This is a genomic window from Arenibaculum pallidiluteum, assembly GCF_017355985.1.
Classification (GTDB): Bacteria; Pseudomonadota; Alphaproteobacteria; order Azospirillales; family Azospirillaceae; genus Arenibaculum; species Arenibaculum pallidiluteum.
The window spans coordinates 126,842-152,641 of record NZ_JAFIQU010000015.1 but is presented as its reverse complement, the minus strand read 5'-3'; the positions used below and the strand labels follow the sequence as shown (position 1 = coordinate 152,641).

The window sequence follows — 25,800 nt, the reverse complement described above, 5'->3', positions numbered from 1 at the left end:
ACAGGGTGACGCTCCATGCCTTCGCGCCGGCCGCGACCGAACCCCGACCAGTTCGACCTTCTCGACATCCCCGAGCCCACCGCGGTGATGCTGACCTATTCGGGGCGCACCGTGGATCTGGCGAACCCCGACTTCGGCCCCTTCGAGATCGAGGACATCGCAAGGCCGCTCGCCTACCAGTGCCGCTTCGTCGGCAACACCATCGCGTTCTTCTCGGTGGCCCAGCATTGCGTCCTGGCGAGCCGCCTCGTCGCCGAGGAATACGCCTACGACGCCCTGATGCATGACTGCGAGGAGGCCTTCACCGGCGACTGGCCGACGCCGTGGAAGGTTCGCATCGGGCGCCCGGCGATCCAGGCCGCGGTGGAGCCCCTGAAGAAGGCGCTGGCGGCACGCTTCCGGCTGCGCTACCCGCAGCCCGACGCCGTGAAGACGGCGGACCTGCGTGCCCTGGCCACCGAGCTGCGGGATCTCTGCGCGCCGCACCGGCTGAACTGGCGGGATCTTCCGCCCCCGGATCCGGAACCGATCAGGCCGCTCGCCCCTGACGAGGCCATGGAGGACTTCCTCGCCCGCTATCGCGAGCTGGCGCCGGTGCCGCCCGCGCGGCCGCGACCGCGGCCGAGCCGCCGGCACGCGCGCCCGCCGGCTGGGGAATCGGGCAACGAATCGGGGCCCGCTGCCTGAGCCCGCCTGAACCTTCGCCGTCCCGCCGCGTTCTCCGCCATACGAATTCGCGGGTTCCAGGAGTGAAGGATCCATGCAGGTGATCTCGGTCGCCCAGCGGGCGAAGGATCTCGAGGCGTTTTCCCACGATCGCTTCAGCGAGGAATACGAGCGCCGTCTGGAGCAGCTCCTGACGGACCTGTTCCAGACGGGACCCGATTGCGAGGACGAGGTCTGGGAGGGGGTAGCCGAGGAGTTCGACACGAAGATCGGGCGCAGCCGCGCCGTGCCCTTCTGCCTCGAGCGCGGCTACGACATCCGCAGCGAGCCCGGGAACGATCGCAGCCCGCTGGTCGCCTGCTGGCGCGACGTGGGGATCATGCTCCTGGCGCGCGACCGCGGGCTGCTCCGCGCCGCCGTCTGAGACCGGCGGGATCGGCTGGAGCGCAATCGGGCCGCCGATCGGGCCGACGCATCGCAGCGGGCTGCGCCGGCCCGGCTCTTCGCGCCGCTCAGCTCGTGCCGGGCTGGCTGATGTCGTCCTCGGTGCCGCGGCGCTTGAGCTCCTCCAGGCTGGTCCCTGCGGGGGTCGAGCCCTTCAGCGTTCCATCGCCGGGCGTCCTGGTCAGGTCCTGGTGCTCCTCGCCCCGCTCGGGCGTCTCGGTGCCCTGCGCCTCGTTCTGCGGCCGTTCGGCCATGCCGTCCTCCTGTCTGACCGGCCGGCGCCAGGCGCCGGCCCCTTCCCGATCAACACGGCAAGGCGGCGGACGGCGCATCCGCTGACGCAGCCCTCGGCATATCGCTCGGCACGTCCCTCAGGTGCCGCGTCGGCGCAAGCGCAGCCAGCGGCATCCATAGGGCGGAAGCCGGACCGGCTCGTCCGGCCGGTAGTGGGTCTGCGCCGTATCCTCGGCGATCAGGCTGAGATATTCGGAATCCTCGGACCCGCCCAGGACGACCTCGGCCTCGGAATCCCCGAGGTTGTGCAGCGTGACCACGGTGCGGCCCTGCCAGTCGCAGCGCAGGGCCAGGACACCCGGAGCGCCGAGGTCGGGGCTCGTCCAGCGGCCCCAGCCGATCTCCGGGCAGGCGCGCCGGGTCTGGATCAGGCGCCGGACGAAGTCCAGCAGGGAGCCGTTGGCGTCGCGCTGGCTCAGCACGTTCACGCGGTCGGGGCCGAAGGCGCCGCCGGGCGGCGGGCGGACCAGGTCCTGGGCCGGCGCATCCGAGAAGCCGCCGTTCCGGGTGTCGTCCCACTGCATGGGGGTTCGCACCGCGTCGCGCTCGCGGAGTTCCAGGTTCTCACCCATGCCGATCTCCTCCCCGTACCAGAGGACGGGGGTGCCCGGCAGGGCGAACATCAGGCTGTGCGCCATCTTGAGGCGGCGCTGGTCACCGCCCAGCATGGGGGCCAGCCGGCGACGGATGCCGCGGGCGTAGAGCTGCATGCCGGGATCCGGGCCGAAGGCGTCGAAGACCTCCTGGCGCTCGGACGCGGACAGGCGGCCGAGGTCCAGCTCGTCGTGGTTGCGCAGGAAGGTCGCCCATTGCGCCGTCTCGGGGATTTCGGGGACCGTTCCGAGCACGCGGCGGACGGGGTCCGCCTCGCCCCGCGCCAGCGCCAGGAATAGGCTCTGGTTCAGGATGAAGTTGAAGATCAGGTGCATCCGGTCGCCGTTGCCGAAATAGGCGCCGGCCTCGTCCATGGTGATGTTCGCCTCGGCCAGCATGATCGCCCCGGCCTTGCGCCAGGCCAGGAAATCGCGCATTTCGGTCAGCAGGTGGTGCGGGTTCTCGCGTCCCTCGGGCGGGTCTCCCTGGTGCTCGATCAGGAAGGGCACGGCGTCGATGCGGAAGCCCGACACGCCGAGCTCCAGCCAGAAGCCCATGATCCGCTCGATCTCGCGCCGGACCTCGGGGTTTGCGACGTTCAGGTCCGCCTGGTGCTTGTAGAACCGGTGGAAGTACCAGGCCCCGGCCTCCTGGTCGTAGGTCCAGGTGCTTTCCTGCACGCCGGGGAAGACGACTCCCTCGTCGGCATTCTCGGGCTTCTCGGCCTCCCAGATGTACCAGTTGCGGAAGGGTGAATCGGGGCTCGACCGGGCGCTGCGGAACCAGGGATGCTCGACCGAGGTGTGGTTCACGACCAGGTCGATGATTACGCGCAGCCCCTGGCCCTTGGCGGCGTGCATGAACTCGACGAAGTCGCCGGGGCTTCCGAACCGGGGATCGACGCCGTAGTAGTCCGTGATGTCGTAGCCGTTGTCGCGGTTGGGCGTCGGGTGGAACGGCAGCAGCCACACGCAGTTGGCGCCGAGCGTCGCGATATGCGGCAGGCACTCCGTCAGGCCCTTGAAATCACCGACCCCGTCTCCGTTGCCGTCGCGGTAGGTCTCGACGTCGAGACAGTAGATCACGGCGTTCTTGTACCAGAGGTCCATGGCGGGAGGTCCTGGCTTCGTCTCGGTTCCTGGGGGCTGCGGGTCAACAGCCCCTTGCGTACACCGTTCCGCCGAAGCCCGGGAACGCTGGGCGCGCCGGGCAGTTGACAGGGCGTCTTGGCGGATCAGGGGTGCGACATGGGCGCGATCGGGCGGCGGGTCTGGGCGATCGCCGAGGGCCACATCCCGTCGGGTGGCCTCGATGCCGGCGACCCGGCCCTGGCCTCCCACGAGACCGCGTGCATCCTGAACGCCGGGGACCGCGACGCGCGGCTGAGCCTGCGGATCTTTTTCAAGGACCGCGAGCCCGCGGGCCCCTATGCCGTCCTGGTCCCCGCGCGGCGGACGCTGCACCTGCGCTTCAACGACCTCGCCGATCCCGAGCCGGTGCCGCGGGACACCGACTATGCGGTGGTGATCGAATCCGACGTGCCCGTCGTGGTACAGCATACCCGGCTCGACTCCCGCCGCGCCGAGATCGCGCTGATGACGACCGTCGCCTACGCCGAGGGCTGATCCCGCGGCGCGGCGTCGGTCGCACCGGTCCCGGACGGCCGCCGCGCCGCCATCCCCTAGCTCCGGAACGACACATGCTGACCTTGGACAATGCCCAGCAGATCATCCGCGCCGCACTGGACGACGCGGCCTCGCGCGGCCTGAAGCCGCTCGCTATCGTGGTGCTCGATGCCCGCGGCGCCCTGAAGGCCGCGATCGCCCAGGACGGTGCGCCGCTCCTGAGGGACAGGATCGCGCATGGCAAGGCCTACGGCGCGATCGGCCTCGGCATGGGATCGCGGGCCCTGTTCCGACGCGCCGAGGAGCAGCCGTTCTTCGTCTCGGCGGCGAACGCGATCGCCGGCGGCGCGCTGGTCCCGGTTCCCGGTGGCGTGCTGATCCGCGGCGCGGACGGCGCGGTCCTGGGCTCGGTCGGGATCTCGGGAGACACCTCGGACAACGACGAGGCCTGCGCGGTCGCCGCCATCAAGGCCGCGGGGCTGACGCCAGACGTCGGCTGAGGGCGGCGCGCTCCGTCGGGCTGTCATGGCGCCGTCATGGCCCTGTGACGAGACTGTCACGCGGCGATGCCAAGAAGGGGCCCTTCGATCGAACGAGAAGGAGCCTCTTTCATGGCGAAGCCATCATTCATGGGCGCGGCGGCGCTCGCGGCGCTGCTGGCCACGGTCTCCCCGGCACCGGCCGAGGAGACGCTGGCGGCCAGGCTGGCCGGCCATGCGCTGATGCCCGCCCGCAGCTTCGTCGAGGCGCCAGCCGATGCGCCTGCGGATCTGCGCGTGTCCGGCAAGTTCACGACGGGGCGGCGCGTGGATGCCGTGGGCACCGTCGAAGGGCGCTCGGGGGATCGGCCGACCGGCGTGTCGCTGCCCTTCCAGGGCCAGCCGCTGCAGGGCCATTCCGGCATCAAGCGCATGGCCGACGGGACGTTCTGGATCCTCACGGACAACGGTTTCGGCAGCAAGGCGAACTCGCCGGACGCCATGCTGCACCTGTCGCGCTACCGCGTGGATTTCGCCGCGGGGACCATGGAGCGCCTGCAGACGGTGTTCCTGCACGACCCCGCGGGCAAGGTGCCGTTCAGGATCGTCCAGGAGGGCACCGAGAAGCGCTATCTGACCGGCGGCGACTTCGACCTCGAGAGCGTGCAGGTGGTCGGTGACACGCTGTGGCTGGCCGACGAGTTCGGCCCGTTCCTGATCAAGGCCGACATGCAGGGCCGCGTCCAGGCCGTGTTCGAGACGCAGGTCGACGGCAAGCCCGTCCGGTCCCCGGACCATCCGGCGGTGACGACCCCCGCGACCCCCGCGGACAAGGTCGAGTTCCAGGTCCGTCGCTCGAAGGGCTTCGAGGGCATGGCGGCCTCGCCGGACGGCCGCTTTCTCTACGGCCTGCTCGAAGGGCCGCTCTGGGACGCCAAGGCCGGCGGCTTCGAGAAGACCGCCGAGGGGCGGGAGTACCTCCGCATCCTGGAGTTCGATGTCGCCAGGGAGGCCTGGACCGGACGCTCCTGGCAGTACGTGCTGGAGCGCAACGGCCATGCGATCGGCGACTTCAACATGATCGACGCGGCGAGCGGCCTAATCATCGAACGCGACAACGGCGAGGGCACGGCGGACAAGGCCTGCGCCCAGGGACAGCCGACCACGGGCTGCTTCTCGAGCCCCGCGGTCTTCAAGCGCGTCTACAAGATCGAGCTGACCGACGCCAATGCGGGCGGCCCGGTCCGCAAGGTCGGCGCCATCGACCTGATGCGCATCGAGGATCCCGACCGGAAGGCGCGCAAGCCGCTGACCGACGGGGTTCTGGCCTTCCCGTTCTTCACGATCGAGAACGTCGACGTAGTGGACGCGCGGCACATCGTGGTCGGCAACGACAACAACCTGCCGTTCTCCAGCAGCCGCGAGCCGAACGCGGCCGACGACAGCGAGCTGATCCTGATCGAGGCCGAGGCGCTGCTGCGCGCGCGGTGACATCACGCGCCGGGTGACATGGGACCGGACGGGGGCGCCGCGGCGCCCCCGTCAATCGTTCCGGCCCCGGCGGAGCTTCCGCTGGACCTTGCGCCGGCTGGTCGCCAAACTGGTGCCCGCCCGGCCGAGCATTCGGCGTCGCCGCGCTGTTGCAGGCAGGGTACCAAGATCAAGAAAGGAAGCTTCCGCGATGTCGACGCTCCACAAACGCGCGATGGAGGCGGTGCTGGCCGCCGCAGAGCAGGACATCGCCGAGGCGCTCCGGGAGAACGGCATACGCGACCGGCACGGCGAGGCCGCGGACGACACGGTCCTGGACGTGGCGATCCTGCATGCCTATCGGATCTTCGTGCGCATCTGCGAGCGCGACGGGCTGGAGGCCGACGCCCGCCTGTTCGTCGAGCTGGCCTCCGAGCTGGCCGAGGAAATCGAGCGCGAGGACGCCGGCGAGTGAGCGGCGGGTGAGCCCTGCGCCGGGCCGGGCGGGCGGCTGCGCGCCGTCCCGCACCGGCATCCCTGCATCACGCCCCTGGCGGTCGGACGATCCGATCGCCGCCAGAGCGTCATACCGGCACGATGACCATCCAGGTCAGCCCGAATCGGTCCGCCACCATGCCGAAGCACGGGGCGAAAAAGGTCCTGCCCAGGGGCATGACCACCGTTCCGCCGTCGCCAAGCGCGGCGAAGACCCGTCCCGCCTCGGCCTCGTCCTTCGCCTGCAGAGTCAGCGAGAACCCCTCGAAGGACGCCTTGCCCGCGCATCGGCCGTCCGAGACCAGAACGGTGCTCTCGCCGATGCGCATGGCGGCGTGCATCACCTTCGCCTCGGAGCCTGGGGGGATTGCGCCGTCGGGGCAGGGCTCCGGAGCGTCCTTGAATCGCATCAGCTCCGTGACCTCGGCGCCGAGCACCCGGCGGTAGAAGTCCAGGGCCTCCTCGGCGCGGCCTTCGAAGAACAGGTAGGGCTGGACGAGCATGGTGCCTCTCCTTGTTGTTGCCAACAGTTGATATCAACCTAATTGGCGACTGTCAAAGAACCCTGCGGGGCCGCCGCCCGTCCCGCCGGTCAGGACGACGCAGGGATGCCGCCGCCTGCCGCCGCCTGCCGCCGCCTGCCGCGGCCTGTGCCCGCGGCCCGCTCCGCTTGCGGATCTCCTGCGACACCACGCGAGGCGCAGGGCAGGACGGCGTATCGGGCATTCGGCGCCCGCGGCTTGGCGGGGCAGGATGCCATGACGCCGGGGCGTCGCGTCCGGCTACGGGTTCACCTTTCTGGAAGGGCACGCCGCAGGTGCTGCTCGTTCTCGCCGTCTGCTGCTTCGCGTCCGCTCTCGCGGCCCGCATCATCGACCCGCTTGTGACCTCCATCGCCCGCGACCTGGGGGAGCCGGCGACGCGCGTCGCGTTGCTGGCCACCGCCTACGCCCTCCCCTACAGCGTCAGCCAGCCCTTCTTCGGACCGCTGGGCGATGCCATCGGCAAGTCCGTGGTCCTGAAATGGTGCCTGTGGCTGCTGGCAGGCTTCCTCGCGCTCTGCGCCCTTGCGCCCGCGCTGGAACTCCTGTTCGCGGCTCGGATCCTGGGCGGCCTCGTCGCCGGCGGGACCATGCCGGTGATGCTGGCCATGGTCGGCGACCGCTTCGCCGCGGGCGAACGCCAGGTGGCGATCAGCCGCGTTCTGGGCGCGGCGCTCGCCGGACAGGTCCTGGGTGCCACCGCGGCCGGAATGACGGTCGAGGTCCTGGGCTGGCGCGGCGTGATCGCTGCCAATGCCGCGATCGTCCTCGCCGCGGCCGTCGCGGCGACGGCCCGGCTGCGCCCGTTGCCCGGCGCCGTGCGCACACCCTTCCGCATCCCGGACGCGCTGGCGCGCTACCGCCTGGTCTTCCGGAATCCCGCTGCCGCGATCTGCTACGGAACCGTCTTCGTGGAAGGCATCGCCGTCTATGGCAGCGTGCCCTACATCGCCGACCTGCTGGAGCAGCGCCAGGCCGGAGGCCCCTGGGAGGCCGGGCTCGTGATCGCCGGCCTCGCCCTGGGCGGCTTCGTCTTCACGCTGCTGGTCCGGCCGCTCCTCGCCCTGCTCGGCACATACGGGATGATGCGGGCGGGCGGCATCATCGCGGCGCTGGGGATCTGCGGCCTCTCGCTGCGGCTGTCCTGGATGGCCGAGGCGCTGGTCTTCTGTGCCATCGGATTCGGCTTCTACATGCTGCACAACTCGCTGCAGACCAAGGCCACGGGCCTGGCGCCCTCGGCGCGCGGCTCGGCGGTGGCGCTGCACGCCTTCTTCTTCTTCCTCGGCCAGGCCGCCGGCCCGGTGCTGTTCGGCGCGGGGCTCCACACGGTGGGCGCGCCCGTCACCTTCGCAGTCTTCGGTGCCGCGATCGCGCTGGCCGGCCTCTTCGCGGGACATCGGCTGGAACGCGGAGACGGCGCCGTCCCGGCCGACGGATAGGGACCTGCCGGACGTCCGCCGTCAGCCGGCCGACCCGGTGACGTCGATCTCCTCCCCGTCGCGGTGCGGCCGCAACCCCGGCGCGCGGGTCGACGAGCCCAGCGCGTCCAGGCCGCCCCCCACCTGCGCCTCGGCGCGGAACCGCTCCGGCGCCCGATCACCAGCATCACGGCGGCGAAGACCGCCACCTTGGCGATCGTCGGGGCGAGGTCGCGCCAGGGCAGCCCGCTTCCTCGGATCCCGCGACGGCGGGGAGCAGCACCAGTGCGATCACCATGGCGAGGTCCTCGACGACCAGCCAGCCCACCGCGATGCGCCCGTCGAGGCTGTCGAGCGCGCCGCGGCTTTCCAGGGCGCGCAGCAGGACGACGGTGCTGGCGACCGAGAGGGACAGCCCGAAGATCAGGCCAGCGGGGATGCTTCAGCCTCAGAGAAGCGAGGCGCCCATTCCGGCCGTGGTGCCGATCAGCGGGGCATGGTGCATGCGGTGCCGTCTCCTGTGCGGTCGGGACCTGGAAGCACGACAGCTTAATGGGTCCGACTCGCCGCAGGGTTACCGTTTTCGGCGGTGCCGGCCGCGCAGGGAGATCTCCCATGCAGCAGATCCCGCAGGTCGGCGGCGACTGCCTGAGACATCCGATGGCGCCGGCTTTCCGTCGGCGGCGTCCTGCGGCATTCTCCCCACGGTCCCGGACCACAAGCGGTACGCGCTCGAAGGGGGAGCCGATGCGCCGTCTGGCAATCCTGCTGCTCGCCGGCATCCTGCCGGTTCTCCCGGCCCGGGCATCCGCAGACACGCAGGAGGCGCAGGGCAGGGCCCTGGCCGAGCAGCACTGCGCCTCCTGCCACGCCATCGCGGGCGCCGGGCCGAGCCCGGTGGGCGACGCGCTGCCCTTCAGCCGGCTCTCCGAACGCTACCCCGTCGAGAACCTGGCCGAATCCCTTGCGGAAGGGATCCTGGTCGTCCACCCCAACGTGAAGATGCCGGAATTCGAGTTCAGCCCCGAGGATGTGGAGGCGCTGCTCGCCTATCTGCGGTCGGTGCAGCGCTAGGAGCGCACGGCGCAGCGCCTGGGGCGCGCACGGGATGGTGGTTTCCGGCGGTCCAGACAGATACGCGGCATTCGAGCGAATTCCGGGGTAGCTCATCGCCGCCGCTCCCCCGACCCTATGCAGCCACGGTAGAAAGCGTCGGCGTGATGCTCCCGTGGAGGTGGTGCCATGATCGTCGATCCCAAGCACCTCCTGGTCCGCCTGTCGATCGTCGTGGGCGGCGCGGTCCTGCCGGGGGCGGGCGGCCCGTCCCACATGCCGGGCACCGTCGCGCCCCCGCCCGATGGGGGCTGGCGAAGTCGACGCTGCCGCCGACGCTGAGAACGAAGGAGCGTTCCAGCCAAATTTCCGGGTGCAGGCCGGGCTGGCGCTGCCCGAGGCACTCCCGGGAGCCCTGCCGAGGCCGGGCGCGGGCTGGCCAGACGCCGCGGAGATGACGGCTGTCCTCGAAGGCGCGCCCGATTCCCGAGGCAGAGGCGTGCCGGATGCCGTTCCACGAGGTCCCGCCGCTGAATCCGGGAGCGTCGCCGCCCCGGGGATCGCCTTGCCGCCTCCCCTGGATCCCTTCGCCGGGACCCTGGGCGCCGCCCTGTCCGCGGGACCCGGGGCCGGCATCGCCCAGGGCTGGTGGACGGGCGGCGACCGATCTCTGGCGCCGCTGCCCGGGCAGACCGCCGCGCCGCCGACGGTTTCGCCGCGTTCCGTCGGCGGCGCGAGCCGTCCGGATCCTGCGGATCCGGCGCCGGGGCCGTCTCCCGGCGGGCCCGGCGGAATGCCCGGGGATCTGTCCTCTGGAGCGCCCGCGGATGTCCCCGCGCATGCTTCGACCGGCGATCTCCCCGACATTCCCGCGGGACTGCCGGCAGCCCTGCTTGGGCCGGTCGTCTGGACGCCGCCGGCCTGGGCGGCGCCGGGAGCGCCCGGCAGCGGATGGCCGGCCGGGAGCCGGGATCCCCTTCGTCCCGGATCGGGAGCGGGGAGCGACGGCGGCCCCGCGGCCCCGTTGGACGGGACCGCGGGGCCGGTGGTCATCGCCGAGCCGGTCCCGTTGCTGCTGACGCTGACCGCTGCCCTCGCGGGGCTGCTGGCGATCAGGCGGCGGTACCGGAGGGCCAGAGCGCCCAGAGGATGAGCGCTGCCGCGGCCAGCCAGGCCGCGATGATGGCGGCCGCGCCGGCCCGGCTGACCGGCCGTTCCGCGCGGCGCATGGCCTCGGTCCGGAACTCGGCCATCAGCAGGGGCGGCACGAGCCGCACGGCCAGGGCGATGCCGAGCGGAACGATCAGCAGGTCGTCGAGATAGCCCAGGACCGGAACGAAGTCGGGAATCAGGTCGATGGGCGACAGGGCATAGGCGGCCACCAGCGCGGCCGCGACCTTCGCCGGCAGCGGCACCCGCGGGTCGCGCGCCGCGAGCCAGAGGGCAATGGTGTCGCGCCGGACCAAGGCGGCCCAGCGGCGCAGCTGTTCAAGCGGACCGCTCATCCCGCCTCCAGGATTCGCCTTCAAGGCGTCAGACCGAATAGAGCGCCACCACCCGCCGGTCCGGGCGGATCAGGGCCAGGGCCGGTGGGCCGCCGCGCACGCGCCACGGCGCGTCGGCTCCGGCGTCGACGGCGATGCCGGGCACCTGCAGCCGGTCGCGCAGCGCCCGGGCAAGCGAGGCCTCCTGGGCGGGATCGCACTGCCCCACCGGCAGGATCAGGTGGCGCAGCCCGATCTCGGCATTGCCGGGGGGCACGCCCGCGAAGGCCGCCGCGGGCAGGCGTGCGCCGCCGCGCCAGGGACCTATGCGGCCCGGCATCCGCCAGGGCCCGTCATAGGGCCGGTCCGCGGATCCCGCCATGGGCAGGGTGCGGGATTCCAGCGCCGTCGCCTCGGCCAGGCGGCGCGCCAGGAAGGGCAGGCGGTCGGCGATGCCCAGCACGAGCGTGCGCACCGCCACGCTGGCCCGGCTGCGCAGGCCGAGATCCGGAAGGTCCGGGAAGGCGCCGCGGCGCACGGCTTCCGTCGTGGCGCGCTGCTCGCGGTCGTAGTCGTCCAGCAGCGCCGATCCCCGGGCGTGGCCCTGGGCCGCAAGGGCGAGCCGCCACCCCAGGCGCCAGGCGCCCATGAGCCCGAACTGCTGATGGGCGCCCCCCGCCGCGTCGATCGTATTGGCGGCCTCGCCCGCCAGCAGCCAACGACCGCGCCGGAAGCGCCGGCTGTGCAGCGCGCGCTGGCGCGCCGGGTGGCTCCAGAGCACCCGCCGGACGGCAATGTCGGGGCGCAGCGCACGCACCAGCACGGCCATGCGCTGCGGCGCCACCGAGAAGCCTACCTTCTCGCCAGGGTTCACGCTGGTCAGGAAGCGGATACGGCGCGCGGCGAAGGGGAAGAACGCATGGGGCCGCACGCAGTCGAGCACCAGGCGCGAGCGGCCCAGGGGCTGGTCCTCGGTGGTCTCCAGGTCCGCCGCCAGGGCGTCCACGCCGAGGTCGTCGATCTCGACCGGAATGCCCAGCCAGTCGCGCAGCACCGCGCCTTCCGGACCGCAGGCGACCGCGTAGTCCGCCGCGATCTCGTACTCGCCCTCGGGGCCGCGGACGCGCAGCCCGGCCTCTCCGTCCCAGGACAGCAGGGCGGCGGGGGCGTGCCCGCGCCGGATCTCCACTAGGCCGGTCGCCAGCGCCGCGGCTTCCAGCAGCGCCTCGGCCTGGTGCTCCGGCAGGTCGAGCGCCTGGCCGTGCGGCGTGTCCGGCCGCGCATAGGGCAGCACCAGGCGCCGCCGGCCGCCGGACCAGAGCTCGTGTCCGCTGCGCCAGCTTCCCTGCCGGACGAAGCCCTCGGCGAGGCCGAGCCAGTCGAGCAGGTCGAGCCCGGGAGGCAGCCAGGCGAAGCCGCCCGAGGAGTTGCCCGCGGAGTTGTGGGGCCGCGCGGGGTCGCGGGTGAGGATGGTGGCCGGCACCCGGTACCGCGCGAGGATCACGGAGAGCGCCAGCGCGACCAGCCCGCCGCCGACGATCAGGACCCTGCCCATGGAGTGGGCCTCCGGATGTTCCGCCAAGGCTTGCACGGACAACGGACGGGCCGGGCGGGTGTTCCGGATCGCTCCGTCTTCGTGCCCGCGGCCCAAGGCGAAGGCGCGGCATCGGGCGCTGGGGGCCGTGCCTTCGGCGCCCGGGCCGCGCGTTCAGCGGCCTTCGCGCCGCCAGGCCGCGAGCAGCCCGCCCAGGACGAGCAGCAGCACCAGGCCCCCGGGGACCAGCGGCGTTTCGGAGATCCCCGTCACCACGTGATCGCCATTGGCGCGCAGGCCGATCCAGCTCCGGCCGGACTGGTCGCGGTCCGGGCGCGTGCGGCGGATGTCGAGGCCCGACAGGTCGGCAAGCCACAGCATGCCGCCTCCCGTGGCCTCGGCCACCGGGCGCATGCGCTCCTCGGTGGTGCGCATGTCGGCGAGCTCCGGCGGGTTGGCGGCGCCCACCACGGCCAGGGCCGTGCGCTCGCCGTCGGTGACGCGGTAGATGCCGGGCTCCTGCGCCAGCACGGTGGCCACGTCCGCCCCGGACCCGTTGTCCTGCAGGGCGACGGCCTCGGTCCGGCCGGACGGCGTCGTCAGCTCGATCCCGCGCGGGTCGGGCTGCAGGGACCTGCGCTCGATGGTGATCCGGTTGCCGTCCACCTTGGCCCGCAGGTCGTTCTCCTCGAGCTCCGGCTCCTTCATCAGCCAGTGGGCGAGGCGCCTCAGAAGCTCGGCCTGGGGGCCGCCACCCTCGAAGCCGCGCGACCACAGCCAGACATGGTCCGACATCAGCTGGGCGACGCGTCCCTTGCCGACGCGGTCGAGGATCATCAGCGGCCGCCCCTCGGCGCCCTCCATCACCACCTGCCCGCGGTCGGCGATCACCTCGACCTGGCGCAGCCAGCGGCCCCAGCTCGGCTGCCCGTCGGGGCTGTCGCCGGGCAGGCCCGCGGTGACGGGATGGCGCCGGCCGACGCCGCTGACCACGGGACGGAAGCCCTCCTCGATCACCTGCCCGGTCGGCTCTCCCGGGAGCACCTCGCCCAGCGGCGTGCGGAAGAGGGAAAGGGGGGTCGCGAAGCTCGGCCCGCCGGCTTCCAGCAGGGCACCGCCATTGCGCACATATTCCGCGATGTTGCCGAGATAGAGGTTCGGCAGGACGCCGCGCCGCTGGTAGCGGTCGAAGATCACGAGGTCGAACTCCGAGAGCTTGACCTCGAACAGCTCGCGGATCGGGAAGGCGATCAGGCTCAGCTCGCGCACGGGCGTGCCGTCCTGCTTCTCGGGCGGGCGCAGGATCGTGAAATGCACGAGGTCGACCGCGGGATCGGCCTTCAGCAGGTTGCGCCAGGTGCGCTCGCCGGCATGGGGCTCGCCCGAGACGAGCAGCACGCGCAGCCGGTCGCGCACGCCGTTGACGACCACCGCCGCGCGGTTGTTGGCCATGGTCAGCTCGCTGGGCGCCTGCTGCACCTCGAATTCGAAGACGTTCTGCCCGCCGTGCTCGACGGTGAAGGTGAGCTGCTGGTCCTGGCCGACGGGCACGCGCAGCGGCCTCGGCGTGCCGCCGTCCTGGCGCACGGTCAGCACCGCCTCGGGCCCCTGGGCGGCGGGCATGTCGTCCACCCGCACGGTGATCACGACCTCCTTGCCGACGATCCCGAAGCCCGGCGCCTGCACGACGGCGATGCGCCGGTCGGCCTCCTCGCGCGTGCCGGTCAGCAGGGTATGGATGGGGCCGCGGTCGCGGGGCGGCTCCCCGGGGACGTCGTGGACCTGGCCGTCGGTGATCAGCACGGCACCCGCGAGGCGCCGGCGCGGCACGTCCGATGTGGCGCGGTCCAGCGCCTCGAACATCCTGGTCTCGGTCAGCGAGGCATCGGCGCCGCCGACCCGGGCGACCCGAAGCTCCAGGTCGTCCTGCCCGGCCAGGCGCGCCTGGATGTCGGCCAGCGCCTTCTCGGCCCTTGCCGCGCGGTCGCCGACCTTCTGGCTCGGGCTCTCGTCCACCAGGACCACGGCCACGTCCTTGATGGGCTCGCGTCGCTCGCTGATCAGCGAGGGGTTCACCAGCGCCAGCGCCAGCGCCGCAAGGGCCAGCGCGCGCCACCAGGTGCCCCGCGCCCGCCGGAACAGCGCCAGCAGCACCGCCAGCGCCGCCAGCCCCAGCAGCGGCGCCAGGATCGCCCAGGGCAGCAGCGGCGCGAAGGCGACGGTGGTTCCGTTCATTGGCCGAGCCGCTCCAGGATCGCGGGGACATGGACCTGATCGGCCTTGTAGTTGCCGGTCAGCACGTACATCACGAGGTTCACGCCGAACCGGTAGGCCATCTCGCGCTGGCGCTCCCCGCCGGGAACCACGGCGTTCAGCGGCCGGCCGCTGCCGTCGACGGCCCAGGCGCCGGCCCAGTCGTTGCCGCCGACCACCACCGAGGTCACGCCGTCGTTGATGCGGCCCTCGCGCGCCTCGACCCAGACCTCGCCGCCGGCATAGCGGCCGGGGAAGTCCTGCAGCAGGTAGAAGCTCTTGGTCAGCACGTGCTCGGGCGGGGCAGGGGCCAGCGCCGGGACGTCGAGGCCCTCGACCAATTCCTGCAGGCGGTCGCCGCCGGGGCCGCCGCCGGCGCCGAAGCGGCCGTCGCGCGTGTCGAACAGGATCATCCCGCCATTGCGCAGATAGGCGTTGAGCCGGCTGATCGCGTCGTCCGAGGGCCGCGGCTGGCTCGGCGAGACCGCCCAGTACAGCAGCGGGAAGAGGTTGAGCTCGTCCAGCTCCAGGTTGACCGCCATGGCGCCGGCGGTCTCGGCCGCCGTGCGCTGGTTCAGGACGCGGCTGAGCCCTTCGAGCCCGGCGCGCGTCATCTCGTCCAGGGCGCCGTCGCCGGTCACGACATAGCCCAGCCAGGTGGCGCCGGCCGCCTTGCTGGCGAAGGCCTCGGGGTCCTGGGCGCGGGCCTCGCCGGAAAGGACCATCGGCAGCGCCAGCAGGGCCAGCGCCGCCGCGGTGCTCGCCGCGGTCGTGGCCTTCGTCGCCGGGCGGCGCGCCCGCACCCGGCTGCCGCCGAGAAGGCCGCGCAGCAGCAGCGCCAGCACCAGGTCGAACACGGCGAGCGCCAGCGCGATCCCGAGCAGCCAGGGCTGAAGCGGCGTCTCGCCCCGCTCGGCATAGCCGGTGCGGGAGACGCCAGCCGGCAGCCCGCGCAGCATGTCCAAGGTCGTCACCTTCGTCGTCAGGTTCAGGGCCCGGCGCGCTTCGTCCGTGCCGTAGAAGCCGGGAGGATGCCGCGGCCCCAGAGCATCCGGACCGAACTCGCGGGCCGGCAGGGGGAATACGGTGCTGGGCGGCGGGATCAGCCGCCCGAGCCCGTCGAGCACCTCGACCGGCTCCAGCGTGCCGCTGCCCACGCCCTCGGCGACGCCGGCGCTGAGGGCGGTCACGCGCTGGAGCATCTGCACGAAGAGCCCCGACAGCGCCAGGTTCGACCAGTCCGGATTGGCGGTGGTGTGGACCAGCACGATCCGGCCCTCGCCCTCGCGCGCGGCGGTGACCAGGGGCGTGCCGTCGGACAACCGCGCCCAGGTGCGCTCGGCCAGTTCCAGGGTGGGCTCGGCCAGCACCTGACGGGCCACCGTCACGTCCGGGGGGACCGGCAGCCCCGCGAAGGGGCTCTGCTCGGGGAAGGGGGCCAGGGGCAGCGGATTGCTCCAGGACAGGGCGCCACCCAGCGTGCGGTCGCCGACGCGCAGCCGCGCGGGAACCAGCCTGTCGGCGTGCTGCGCGAGCCGCGGCCCCGCGAAGCGGACCAGCACGCCGCCACGCCTGACCCAGGCCTCGATCCGGTCGGCCTCGGTGTCGGTCAGCGCGCCGACATCGGCCAGGATCAGCACGGACAGGTCGCGGCCCAGCAGGTCGCCGACCGTTCCGCGCCGGACCTCGCTGAAGGGAGAGAGCGCGCGGTCGAGATAGTAGAGGTCGTTGAGCAGAGGCTGGTCCGAACCCTCGGACCGACCGGCGACCAGGCCGACCGGGCGGCGGCGCCAGCGCTCGTCCAGCAGGACGGTGCCGCCGGCGGTGCTCTCTCCCTCGATGCTCAGGCGCGCGACCTCGTTGCGCAGCTCGGCCGGCAGCTCCAGGCGCAGCTCGGCGTCCTTGCGGCCCTCGCCGAAGGCCGCGGTCTCGCGCGCCAGGATACGTCCGTCGCCGCCCGCGGCGCGCACCGTGACCGGCTCGGACGGGCCGGGAGCCGCACGCAGGACGCGCGCGGTCAGGCCCGCGCCCTCGACCGAGGGGGGCAGCAGCAGGCGCGGCAGGCCCCCGGCGGCCTCGGCCAGCACCTCGGCCCCGCCCAGCCGCTGCAGCGTCTCGGCCAGCTCGGCCGCCTCGGGCCCGTCGAGCCCGTCGCTGAGCCACACCGCATAGGCCGAGCCCTGAAGCTGCAATTTGCGGATGCTCTCCAGGGCGGCGCGGCGATCCGAGGGCCAGGGCCGCGGCTCCAGCGTCTGCGCCAGGCGCCGCGCCTCGCCCGCCCGCACGGGGCCGATCGCCCCGGGCGGCTCGCCGCCCGGGGCGGCCGCGGTGGGCACCAGCACGACGGGCCGCCCGGCCCGGTCGGCGCCGTCCAGCAGGTCGCCCAGAGTGCGCTGGCGCGCCGGCCAGTCGCGACCCGAGCCCCAGCCGTTGTCCACCACCAGCACCAGCGGCCCGGTGCCGGGCGGCGCCGTGCGCGGGTTCAGGACCGGCTGGGCCAGCGCGAGGATGGCGATCCCCGCCAGCACCAGGCGCAGCAGCAGCAGCCACCAGGGCGTGCGCGCAGGCGTCTCCTCGCGCGAGATCAGGTCGCGCAGCAGGCGGATCGCCGGGAAGCGGATCACCCGCGGGCTCGGCGGGGTCAGCCGCAGCAGCCACCAGAGCACGGGAAGCACCAGCAGGGCCGCGAGGACCCAGGGTGCCATGAAGGCGAGGGGGCCGAGCGACAGCATCTTCTCACCCCACCGGCTGCTGGGAGACGGCGCCATAGAGGGCCAGGAGGGCCGATTGGGGCGGCCGGTCGGTGCGGTGCACGGCGTAGCTCCAGCCGGCTGCGCGGGCCAGTGCCGCAAGTCCCGCGCGGTGCGCCTCGAGCCGCTCGCGATAGGCCGCCCGCACGGCCTCGACCCGGGGGACCAGCAGGTCCTCCTCGCCCTCGAGCCCGGCGAACTCGACCCGCCCGTCATAGGGCAGCGTCTCCTCGGCCGGATCGAGCACCTGCAGAAGGTGTCCGCGCAGGCCACGCGCCGCGAAGCTGGAGACCACGCGGTGGATGTCGGGCAGGGGGGAGAGCAGGTCGCCGGCCAGCATCAGCATGGCATGGCGCGGCAGCGGGGCCGGGCTGGGCAGCCCGTCGCCGCCCAGGCCCGGGCCTGACAGCGTCATCGCCATGCGGGCAAGGGCGAAGCGGTTGGTGCCCGGCGGCTGCCCGCCGCCCAGCAGCGCCACGCGCTCGCCGCCCCGCGCGAGCAGGACGGCCAGCGCCATCACCAGCAGCTCGGCGCGCTCGCGCTTCGTCGGCAGCCCGCGGTCGGAGCGCCAGTCCATGGAAGGCGAGGCATCGGACCACAGCCAGGCGGTCTGGGCGGCCTCCCACTCGTTCTCGCGCACGAAGACGCGCTGGGTCTTCGCTGATTGGCGCCAGTCGATCATGGTGCTGGCGTCGCCGGGCTCGTAGCGCCGGTACTGCCAGAAGGTCTCGCCGGTGCCGACGCGGCGCCGGCCGTGGACGCCCTGGGCTACAGTCGCGGCGACCCGCTCCGCCGCCACCAGCAGCGGGGGAAGGGCCGAGGAGAGCGCCTCTGCGCGCTGCTGGGCGCGGAGGGCTTCGGCGGCGACCGGGGCCGGGGTCTGGCTCATGCGGGGCGTTGCGTCCTCAGGACAGGGGCGCGCAGATGCGGCCGATCACGTCGTCGAGGGTCACGCCCTCGGCGCGGGCGCCGAAGTTCAGCGCCATGCGGTGCCGCAGCACGGGGCCGGCCAGCGCCAGCACGTCGTCCAGCGAGGGCGACAGGCGCCCTTCCATCACGGCGCGCGCCTTGGCGGCCAGCATCAGCGCCTGGCTCGCCCGCGGCCCCGGGCCCCAGGCGACGTGCGAGCGCACCTCGGCCAGCGAGGTCGTCTCGGGCCGGCCGGACCGCACCAGGGCGAGGATCCCCTCGACGACACTCTCGCCCACCGGGATGCGGCGGATCAGCCGCTGTGCCGCAAGCAGGTCCTCGGGGCTCATGACGGCGATGGATTCCTCGGCCTGGATGCCGGTCGTGGCCACCAGCATGCGCCGCTCGGCCTCGAGGTCGGGATAGCCAACGTCGATCTGCAGCAGGAAGCGGTCGAGCTGCGCCTCGGGCAGGGGGTAGGTGCCCTCCTGCTCCAGCGGGTTCTGTGTCGCCAGCACATGGAAGGGCTGCGGCAGGGCATGGTAGTGCCCGGCGACGGAGACGCGGCGCTCCTGCATGGCCTGGAGCAGCGCCGACTGGGTCCGGGGGCTGGCGCGGTTGATCTCGTCCGCCATCAGGAGCTGGCTGAAGACCGGGCCGGGAATGAAGCGGAATCCGCGGCGGCCGCCCTCGTCCTCCTCCAGGACCTCGGATCCCAGGATGTCGGCGGGCATCAGGTCGGGCGTGCACTGGATGCGCTTCTCGGCGAGGCCGAGCACGACGCCCAGCGTCTCGACCAGCCGGGTCTTGGCGAGGCCCGGCACGCCGATCAGCAGGACGTGGCCCCCCGCGAGCAGCGTGATCAAGGACTGGTCGATCACCTCCTGCTGGCCGAAGATCACGCGGCCGATGCTCGACCGGACGCGGGCGAGGCGGGAGCCGAGCGCCTCCACCTCGGACAGGAGCTGGGCGGGGTTTTCGGTGGTCTGCTCTGAGAAGGTCACGGGGAACGCTCTCCCGGATGGCGGCTGTTCAAGGCGGCGCAGGAGCGACCTATGTTAGGCCAGTGTGGCGAAAATGCGTCTCGCCCACCATGACAGTCGGATGCTCGATGCCGGAAAGCAAGCCGCGAGCGCAGGAGAAAATGCCGGGCCCGAACGCAGAAGAACAACGCTACCCCATAAGGATAGGCCGTGACGGGACTTGGTTCCACGAGGGCGGGCCGATCCGGCGCATGGAGCTGGTCCGTCTCTTCGCCGGCGTGCTGAGCCGCGACGAGGCGGGCGGGTACTGGCTCGCGACCCCCTACGAGCGCGGACGCATCGAGGTCGACGACCTGCCGTTCGTGGCCGTGGCCGTCGAATTCCACAACGAGGACGGGCATCAGGCCCTCGTCTTCCGGACGAACCTGGACCAAACTGTCGTCGCCGGGCCGGATCATCCGCTCGGTGTCGACCAGGATCCTGAAACCGGCGAGCCGCGGCCCTACATAGGCATCGGGCGTGGGCTGGAGGCCAGGATCGCCCGTCCTGTCTTCTACGAGCTGGTCGAACGGGGCGAGCGCAGGCAGGACGGAGCCGGGACAGAGGTCGGGATTTGGAGCAGGGGAACGTGGTTCACGCTGGGTCGCTTCACGGAGGATTGAACGGGCGGGATCTCCGCCGGAGGCTCGAGATGGCCCTGCGGCATCCGGACCGCCGCCCCGGGCTGCGGGGGGACCAGGACCTGAATCCCAGCATGGAGCCCATGCGGCCGGTGCTGCGCCCGGCCTCGGTGCTGGTGCCCCTGGTCGACCGCGCGGAGGGCGTCACGCTGATCTTCACCCAGCGCACCGCCCATCTGGCCGCGCATGCGGGGCAGATCAGCTTCCCCGGCGGCGGGCTGGAGGAGTGCGACAGCGACGAGATCGCATGCGCCCTGCGCGAGACGAACGAGGAGATCGGCCTGGAGGCCGCCCGGGTCACGGTCCTGGGCTGCCTGGACACCTACGTGACGCGCACGGGCTTCCGCGTGACGCCGGTGGTGGGTCTAGTCGAGCCGCCCTTCGCCCTGAACCCCGACCCCTTCGAGGTCGCCGAGGTCTTCGAGGTCCCGCTGGCCTTCTTCCTGGACCCCGCCAACCGCCGCCGCGAGAGCCGGAACCTCGGCGGGGTCGAGCGCTTCTTCTACGCCTTCCCCTACGGCGAGCGGTATATCTGGGGCGCCACGGCCGGGATGCTGGTCAATCTCTGCGACGTCCTCGACGGCGCGCCGGCGGCGTGAGCGCCGAGGGCACCCCGCTGCGCATCGACCTGCCGCCGGCGATGACGGCCGAGCCCGCGCGCCGGGTCCTCGCCGCGCTGGCCGCCGGCGGGGCCGAGGTCCGCTTCGTCGGCGGATGCGTGCGGGACGCGCTGCTGCGGCGGCGGCTGCGCGATGTCGACATGGCTACCGACGCCGAGCCCGGGCGTGTGATGGAGCTGCTGGCCGCCTCGTCCATCCGGGCGGTTCCCACGGGGATCGAGCACGGGACGGTCACCGCCGTGGTCGAGCACCACCCCTTCGAGATCACGACGCTGCGCCGCGACGTCGAGACCGACGGCCGCCGCGCCGTCGTCTCCTATACCAGCGACTGGCGGGAGGACGCGGCGCGGCGCGACTTCACCATGAACGCCCTGTCGCTGGCCCCCGACGGCTCGCTCTTCGACTATTTCGACGGGGTTGCCGACGCGCGGGCCGGTCGCGTCCGCTTCGTCGGCGAGCCCGAGCGGCGCATCCGCGAGGACGTGCTGCGGCTTCTGCGCTTCTTCCGCTTCCACGCCCATTACGGCCGCGGCGAGCCGGATCCCGAGGGCCTGGAGACCTGCGCCCGGCTGGCGCCCCTGCTGCCGACCCTCTCGGGCGAGCGGGTCCGGGCCGAGACGCTGCGCCTGCTGGAGGCTCCGGACCCTGTGCCGACCTGGCGCCTCATGGACCAGGCCGGCATCGTCGCGATGCTGCTGCCCGAGGCCCGGCGGATCGACCGGCTGGAAGGGGTCGTGCCCCGAACCTCGGATCCGCTGCTGCGCCTCGCAGCGCTGGTGGAAGGCGGCCGGGACGCGGCGCTCGCCCTTGCCGCGCGGATCAGGCTGTCCAATGCCGAGCGGGACCGCCTCGCCCTGCTGTGCGAGCCGCCCGTGGCGGTGGATCCCGCCATGGAGCCGCGCGCCCTGCGCCGCGCCCTGTATGCGATGGGGCGGGACGCGGTGGCGGACCTGCTGCGTCTCGCAGCCGCCGCGCCGGGCGCGGCCGACCCCGTTGAGGCACTGGCCCGGGCGGCCGCCTGGGAGCCGGTTTCCCTTCCGGTCGCCGGGCGGGACCTGATCGCCCGCGGGGTGCCCCAGGGTCCCGAGCTGGGCCGCGTGCTGCGCGAGATCGAGGCCTGGTGGACCGACAACGACTTCCGGCCGGACCGCGCGGCCTGCCTCGCCGAGCTGGAGCGCCGCCTCGGCAGCGGCGCGGCGCCTCAGGCCTCCTGACGGCGCGGGCGGTCGCCATGGCGAGGCTCGTCCCCGTCGGGCCGAGCATCGGAACGTCCTTCCGGCCGTCCCCCTGACCGTCCATCCTGCGGGCTGATCACCGCAGCGAGCTTCTGCGCGGCCTCGGACAGGAGCCCGGTCGCGCCTTCGCCGGCATCGCGCATGGCGTGGCCTGCGCCTGCGGCGGCATTCTGCGCCGGGCGCGTATCCGAGAGGATTCGCGCGGCATGCATCAGCGCGTCGGCGAGGACGGCGCGCCCCGTCGGCGAGTCGATGATGGACGCCAGCGGGATGCCGGACTTGCGCAGCGCCTTCGGCACCTTGATACCGGCGATCCGCTTCGGAATCGCGGCCTTCTTGCCCTTCTTCTTTGCCATCTCGGTCTCCGTGAGGGGTGGACCCACGGGTCACAACCCCTCACGGGAGCCGGCCGTTCCGCGGCCGCGAAGATCCCGGGGCCGGTCACGAGCCGGGGCGGATCGGACGGCGCCGTCCGATCCGCCCCGGCTTCAGGCCGCCCTGACGCCCGCGATGAACCGGCTTACGGCCGCGCGCAGGCGGTCGGCCTCCGCCGTCAGGGACTCGGCCGAGGCGAGGACCTGGGATGCGGTGGATCCGGTCTGGTCCGCGGCGCGGGTGACCGCGCCGATGCCGGCAGAGACCTCGCGGGTCGCCGCTGCGGCCTCCTGGACGTTGCGGCTGATCTCCTGGGTCGCTGCGCCCTGCTCCTCGATGGCTGCGGCCACCGTGGAGGAGATCTCGTTCATGGACTGGATGGTGCCGCCGATTCCCCTGATGCCGCCGACGGTCCCGGCGGTCGCCTGCTGGATCGAGCCGACCTGGGCCGCGATCTCCTCGGTCGCCTTCGCCGTCTGGGCGGCCAAGGCCTTGACCTCGCCGGCCACGACGGCGAAACCCTTGCCGGCCTCGCCGGCGCGGGCGGCCTCGATCGTGGCGTTCAGCGCCAGAAGGTTCGTCTGCGAGGCGATGTCCTGGATCAGGCCGATGACGTCGCCGATCCTGCGGGCGGCCTCGTCGAGGCTCACGATGTCCGCATTGATCCGCTCGGCCTCGCCGACGGCCTGGCCCGCGATCACCGAGGAGCGGGTGACCTGGCGTCCGATCTCTCCGATGGAACTCGCCATCTCCTCGGCCGCGGCCGCGACGGTCTGGACATTGGCGGAGGTCTGCTCCGACGCCGTCGCGGCCGAGCTGGCCTGGAGGTTCGTCTCATTGGCCAGGGCTGTCATGTCCCGGGCCGTCGCGGAGAACCGCTGGCACGCGACAGCGACGGTCTGGAGCAGTCCGTGGACGACCTGGTCGAACTCGTCGACGAGCGCCTCGATGGCCGCCGTCCGATGGGCGCGGGCGACCGCCTCCTCGCGAGCCTGGGCTTCCAGCTTCGCGCGTTCGATGGCGCCGACGCGGAACACCTCGACCGCGCGCGCCATGGCGCCGAGCTCGTTGCGCCGGTCGAGGTCGGCGAGGACGACCGACGTGTCGCCGGAGGCAAGGTCCTGCATCGTCCTCGTGAGCGACTGCAGCGGCCGTGCAAGGCTGCGAGCCACGGCCCAGACGCAGAGGCCCAGCACGATGGTGGTTGCGAGGATGCCGAGGCCCGCTTGCAGCAGGGCGTCGCGCATCTCGGCCTGGACGTCGTCGAGGTAGATGCCCGAGCCGACGATCCAGTCCCATGCCTTGAAGTGACGGACGAAGGAAATCTTGGCGACGGGCTCGTCGAACCCCGGCTTCGGCCAGGCATAGGGCACGAAACCGCTGCCGGTCTCGGTCGTGGCCTTCACGAACTCGCGGAAGATGTACGTGCCGGCGGGATCCCTGAAGCCGAGCATGTCCTTGCCCTCGAGCTCGGGGCGGACCGGGTGCATCACCATGACGCCGTTGGGGCGGTTGACCCAGACGTATTCGCCGCCGTCGAACCGCATCGCCCGCAGAGCCGCGAGCGCGGAGGTCTGCGCCTGCTCGGCGGTCAGCTCGCCACGGCGTGCCCGGTCCTCGTAGGCCGCGACAATGCTCATCGCGGAATCCACCGCCGACCGCGACATCCGCGCGCGGTCCTGCATGAGCTGGTCGCGCAGCGTCCAGCTACCCAGCGACGCGACGGCAAGTAACCCCGCGACAGCCAAGAGGGCCATGGCCCAGAGGCGCCGGTTGATACTGATGTTGCGCAGATTGTTCATCGACACCGCTACCTTCGCGTGCTTCTCAGGCGCGATGCAGTGTCACGATTTTATTAAAAATCTATATAGAGGCTACTAGCGAGGAGAGATCTTCCACTCACGCGTGAGGCGGCCCGCGCGAACCATCCCGCGCGGGCCAGGATCTCAACGGGCCAAAATCTCAGCGGGCCAGAATCTACTGGGTCAGAGCTCGCTCGACCACTGGGCGGGCTCGAACTCGTAGCCCCGCTCGCGCTGGCGGATGTGGCCGATTCCGGGGAAGGGAAAGTGATATCCCACCACCATCGCCCGGTCGGCGGCGACGCGGTCGAGCAGCCTGCGCCGGCTCTGCTCGGCCTGGGCCGCATCCATGTCGAAGACTGCGTGCCAGCCGGGATTCCTGACGAAGAGCGCGGGGTGGTTCGTGGTGTCGCTCAGGATCACGAGCTGCTGGTTCCCCGAGGCCACGGTGTAGGTGGTGTGGCCGGGGGTGTGGCCGGCGGCCGCCATGGCGCGCAGGCCGGCGACGTCGGCCTCGGCGCCATGGCGCCGGACGCGGTCGCCATAGGCAGCCATGGTGGCGCGCACCAGCCGGAAGTTGCCCTGCATGGCCTCGGGTGCCCGGGACAGGGCGCCCTCGTCCATCCAGAAGCCGTATTCGGCCTGCGGCACGAAAACCTCGGCCCGGGGGAAGACTGCCTTGCCGTCGGCCGTGGTCAGGCCGCCGATGTGGTCGCCGTGGAAATGGCTGATGACGACCGCGTCGACCTGGGCCGGGTCGATCCCGGCCGCGGCCAGGTTGCGCGCACCGTGGGCGGCCGTCGGGCCGGACTTGCCGCCGGTGCCGGTGTCGACCAGCACGGTGCGGCCGCCGCCCTGGACCGCCATGAAGGTGATGGGGATCGTCAGCGCCGCGGTCGGCATGTAGGCGTCGCGCAGCGCCGCCTCGACCTCCTGCTGGGGGGCGTTCCTGACGAAGCCCTGGAGCGGGCGCTGGAACTGGCCGTCCAGAATCCGGGTGACGACGAGGTCGCCGACCTTGATCCGGTAGAAGCCTGGGGCCTGGCCGCCGGGCGCAGCGGCCTGCTGGGCCAGCGCCGGCATGGGCGCGAGCTGGGCCATGGCCGCAGCGGCGGGGGCCGCAGCGGCGGCTGCGAGGGCGGCGCGACGCGAGATGTCCTTCATGAAGTTTCCTCCCGTTCCTGGCGAAGGGAGATAATGCGACAGCGCGCCGCCGGATCAAGAGGCGGCCGCACTGGCGCCCTGATCAAGATGAGGCCGCATTGGCGGCCGGGGCGCCGCGCAGGCTGGTCGGCACCAGCGCCTGGCAGGCGAGGCCGAGGCATGCGGCGGCGAGCGCGACCTGCACGAAGAAGACGAAGCCGAGCGCCAGGCCGAGCGCCAGCGGCGACGCCAGGGCCAGCAGGCCGTCGGGCGCGGCCGGTGCGCTGCCGGGCCCGCCTGGCAGGACGCCGGGCCAGCCGGCCATGTGCGCCACGGCGCCGGCCGCGAGCTGAAGCGGGAGATGGGCCAGGGCCAGCGTCGCGACCAGCCGCAGCCCGTTGCCCCGGGTCATGCGCCAGGCCGGGCGCAGGGCGCTCGGAACCGGCTGGTCGATGGCGATGGCGGCGCTGGCCGGCAGCATCCGGACCGCGAGATAGAGGCCGCAGGCCGAGAGCGCCACCGCGGCGCCCAGGCCGCCTGGGCCGCCGATCGCCTGCTGGACCGCGAAGGGCGCCGCCGAGGCGAGATAGGCCGCGGCGAAGATCCCCAGCGTCCTGAGCTCGCGGCCGCCGAAGCGCAGTGCGCCGTCGCGCCCGGGCGGCTCGGCCAGCAGTGCGATCCGCAGGGTGGCGATCCACAGGATGCTGGCGCCGATCGCATAGGGCACCGCGGGCAGCAGCGCCAGACCGGGCCGCGCCGCGATCCCGGCGGCGGCCAGCAGGCTGCCGAGGGCGAGCCAGGGCCAGCACAGCCTCAGGATGCCGCGCAGGCTCCCGAAGGCGAATCGGTATCCGTTCCACGCCGTCCCGAGCACGTCCAGCCGCGCCATGCCCCTCTCCAGGCCCTTGCCCACAGCGACCCTAGCGGCCGCTGCCGCGCGACGGGATCG

26 protein-coding genes are annotated in these 25,800 nt (G+C 72.7%); 12 read left to right on the top strand and 14 right to left on the bottom strand.

Annotation, left to right across the window (positions count from 1 at the left end; translation table 11 throughout):
* Positions 1-15: 15 nt before the first annotated feature.
* Positions 16-687, top strand: a complete 672-nt coding sequence (locus tag JUB13_RS23850; RefSeq protein WP_236025174.1) for a transcriptional regulator — start codon at positions 16-18, stop codon at positions 685-687.
* A gap of 73 nt (positions 688-760) precedes the next feature.
* Entirely contained in the window at positions 761-1,090 is a 330-nt protein-coding gene (locus tag JUB13_RS23845; protein ID WP_207483408.1) for a hypothetical protein, read from the top strand.
* A gap of 88 nt (positions 1,091-1,178) precedes the next feature.
* Here the strand turns inward: JUB13_RS23845 and JUB13_RS23840 are convergent, their stop codons facing one another.
* Together JUB13_RS23840 and JUB13_RS23835 are read right to left on the bottom strand one after the other, a co-directional pair.
* The gene (locus JUB13_RS23840; RefSeq protein ID WP_207483406.1) at positions 1,179-1,364 is read right to left on the bottom strand and encodes a hypothetical protein; all 186 of its coding nucleotides are present in this window, start codon (positions 1,362-1,364) and stop codon (positions 1,179-1,181) included.
* 117 nt (positions 1,365-1,481) lie between these two features.
* Positions 1,482-3,107, bottom strand: a complete 1,626-nt coding sequence (locus JUB13_RS23835; RefSeq protein WP_207483404.1) for an alpha-amylase family protein — start codon at positions 3,105-3,107, stop codon at positions 1,482-1,484.
* 138 nt (positions 3,108-3,245) lie between these two features.
* Here JUB13_RS23835 and JUB13_RS23830 point away from each other — a divergent pair, with 138 nt between their 5' ends.
* The 4 genes from JUB13_RS23830 (at position 3,246) to JUB13_RS23815 (ending at position 6,047) form a co-directional block, all read left to right on the top strand.
* Entirely contained in the window at positions 3,246-3,623 is a 378-nt protein-coding gene (locus JUB13_RS23830; protein WP_207483402.1) for a sensory rhodopsin transducer, read from the top strand.
* A 74-nt stretch (positions 3,624-3,697) separates the two neighbouring features.
* Positions 3,698-4,123, top strand: coding sequence for a GlcG/HbpS family heme-binding protein (locus tag JUB13_RS23825; RefSeq protein WP_207483400.1), 426 nt, complete (start codon positions 3,698-3,700; stop codon positions 4,121-4,123).
* Between the two features lie 111 nt (positions 4,124-4,234).
* Positions 4,235-5,593, top strand: a complete 1,359-nt coding sequence (locus tag JUB13_RS23820; RefSeq protein WP_207483398.1) for an esterase-like activity of phytase family protein — start codon at positions 4,235-4,237, stop codon at positions 5,591-5,593.
* 190 nt (positions 5,594-5,783) lie between these two features.
* A complete protein-coding gene (locus tag JUB13_RS23815) occupies positions 5,784-6,047 on the top strand; it encodes a hypothetical protein (RefSeq protein WP_207483396.1) in 264 nt (87 codons plus the stop codon).
* Positions 6,048-6,156: 109 nt separating this feature from the next.
* Here the strand turns inward: JUB13_RS23815 and JUB13_RS23810 are convergent, their stop codons facing one another.
* Positions 6,157-6,570: a VOC family protein gene (locus JUB13_RS23810; RefSeq protein WP_207483394.1), complete on the bottom strand. Its 414-nt coding sequence runs from the start codon at positions 6,568-6,570 to the stop codon at positions 6,157-6,159.
* A gap of 314 nt (positions 6,571-6,884) precedes the next feature.
* Here JUB13_RS23810 and JUB13_RS31565 point away from each other — a divergent pair, with 314 nt between their 5' ends.
* Positions 6,885-8,051, top strand: coding sequence for an MFS transporter (locus JUB13_RS31565; protein WP_328702997.1), 1,167 nt, complete (start codon positions 6,885-6,887; stop codon positions 8,049-8,051).
* Between the two features lie 166 nt (positions 8,052-8,217).
* Here the strand turns inward: JUB13_RS31565 and JUB13_RS31560 are convergent, their stop codons facing one another.
* The gene (locus JUB13_RS31560; protein WP_268914414.1) at positions 8,218-8,412 is read right to left on the bottom strand and encodes a hypothetical protein; all 195 of its coding nucleotides are present in this window, start codon (positions 8,410-8,412) and stop codon (positions 8,218-8,220) included.
* 365 nt (positions 8,413-8,777) lie between these two features.
* On the opposite strand from JUB13_RS31560, the gene JUB13_RS23800 reads away from it, so the two are divergent.
* Together JUB13_RS23800 and JUB13_RS23795 are read left to right on the top strand one after the other, a co-directional pair.
* Complete coding sequence (locus JUB13_RS23800) at positions 8,778-9,104, top strand: c-type cytochrome (RefSeq protein ID WP_207483392.1); 327 nt, start codon at positions 8,778-8,780, stop codon at positions 9,102-9,104.
* Positions 9,105-9,272: 168 nt separating this feature from the next.
* A complete protein-coding gene (locus tag JUB13_RS23795) occupies positions 9,273-9,425 on the top strand; it encodes a hypothetical protein (protein WP_207483390.1) in 153 nt (50 codons plus the stop codon).
* A 770-nt stretch (positions 9,426-10,195) separates the two neighbouring features.
* On the opposite strand, the gene JUB13_RS23790 is transcribed toward JUB13_RS23795, so the two are convergent.
* The 6 genes from JUB13_RS23790 to JUB13_RS23765 all read right to left on the bottom strand — a co-directional run bounded on the left by JUB13_RS23790 (position 10,196) and on the right by JUB13_RS23765 (position 19,017).
* Positions 10,196-10,588, bottom strand: coding sequence for a YkvA family protein (locus JUB13_RS23790; RefSeq protein WP_207483388.1), 393 nt, complete (start codon positions 10,586-10,588; stop codon positions 10,196-10,198).
* A 28-nt stretch (positions 10,589-10,616) separates the two neighbouring features.
* Positions 10,617-12,122 carry an FAD-dependent monooxygenase gene (locus JUB13_RS23785; protein WP_207483386.1) on the bottom strand — a complete coding sequence of 502 codons (1,506 nt, stop codon included), beginning with the start codon at positions 12,120-12,122 and terminating at the stop codon, positions 10,617-10,619.
* Positions 12,123-12,275: 153 nt separating this feature from the next.
* Entirely contained in the window at positions 12,276-14,336 is a 2,061-nt protein-coding gene (locus JUB13_RS23780; protein WP_207483384.1) for a hypothetical protein, read from the bottom strand.
* Positions 14,333-17,086 (bottom strand): DUF4159 domain-containing protein, encoded by a 2,754-nt coding sequence (locus JUB13_RS23775; RefSeq protein WP_207483383.1) that lies wholly within the window; start codon positions 17,084-17,086, stop codon positions 14,333-14,335. Before JUB13_RS23775 ends, JUB13_RS23780 begins: the two co-directional genes overlap by 4 nt.
* 4 nt (positions 17,087-17,090) lie before the next feature.
* Positions 17,091-17,993: a DUF58 domain-containing protein gene (locus tag JUB13_RS23770; RefSeq protein WP_207483381.1), complete on the bottom strand. Its 903-nt coding sequence runs from the start codon at positions 17,991-17,993 to the stop codon at positions 17,091-17,093.
* A gap of 16 nt (positions 17,994-18,009) precedes the next feature.
* On the bottom strand, positions 18,010-19,017 hold the full coding sequence (locus tag JUB13_RS23765) for an AAA family ATPase (RefSeq protein ID WP_207483379.1): 1,008 nt from the start codon (positions 19,015-19,017) through the stop codon (positions 18,010-18,012).
* A gap of 107 nt (positions 19,018-19,124) precedes the next feature.
* Between JUB13_RS23765 and JUB13_RS23760 the strand changes: the two genes are divergently transcribed.
* Genes JUB13_RS23760 through JUB13_RS31880 form a run of 3 tightly spaced genes read left to right on the top strand, consistent with a single transcriptional unit; the run spans position 19,125 to position 21,510 of the window.
* Positions 19,125-19,658: a DUF1285 domain-containing protein gene (locus JUB13_RS23760; protein WP_328702996.1), complete on the top strand. Its 534-nt coding sequence runs from the start codon at positions 19,125-19,127 to the stop codon at positions 19,656-19,658.
* 29 nt (positions 19,659-19,687) lie between these two features.
* Positions 19,688-20,275 (top strand): NUDIX hydrolase, encoded by a 588-nt coding sequence (locus JUB13_RS23755; RefSeq protein WP_207483375.1) that lies wholly within the window; start codon positions 19,688-19,690, stop codon positions 20,273-20,275.
* Positions 20,272-21,510 (top strand): CCA tRNA nucleotidyltransferase, encoded by a 1,239-nt coding sequence (locus JUB13_RS31880; RefSeq protein ID WP_328702995.1) that lies wholly within the window; start codon positions 20,272-20,274, stop codon positions 21,508-21,510. The genes JUB13_RS23755 and JUB13_RS31880 overlap by 4 nt, the downstream gene beginning before the upstream one ends.
* On the opposite strand, the gene JUB13_RS23745 is transcribed toward JUB13_RS31880, so the two are convergent.
* The 4 genes from JUB13_RS23745 to JUB13_RS23730 form a co-directional block, all read right to left on the bottom strand.
* On the bottom strand, positions 21,498-21,887 hold the full coding sequence (locus JUB13_RS23745; protein ID WP_207483372.1) for a hypothetical protein: 390 nt from the start codon (positions 21,885-21,887) through the stop codon (positions 21,498-21,500). The genes JUB13_RS31880 and JUB13_RS23745 overlap by 13 nt on opposite strands.
* 132 nt (positions 21,888-22,019) lie before the next feature.
* Positions 22,020-23,708 (bottom strand): methyl-accepting chemotaxis protein, encoded by a 1,689-nt coding sequence (locus JUB13_RS23740; RefSeq protein ID WP_236025180.1) that lies wholly within the window; start codon positions 23,706-23,708, stop codon positions 22,020-22,022.
* Positions 23,709-23,891: 183 nt separating this feature from the next.
* Complete coding sequence (locus JUB13_RS23735; RefSeq protein WP_207483368.1) at positions 23,892-24,872, bottom strand: MBL fold metallo-hydrolase; 981 nt, start codon at positions 24,870-24,872, stop codon at positions 23,892-23,894.
* 82 nt (positions 24,873-24,954) lie between these two features.
* A complete protein-coding gene (locus JUB13_RS23730) occupies positions 24,955-25,740 on the bottom strand; it encodes a hypothetical protein (RefSeq protein ID WP_207483366.1) in 786 nt (261 codons plus the stop codon).
* Positions 25,741-25,800 lie beyond the last annotated feature (60 nt).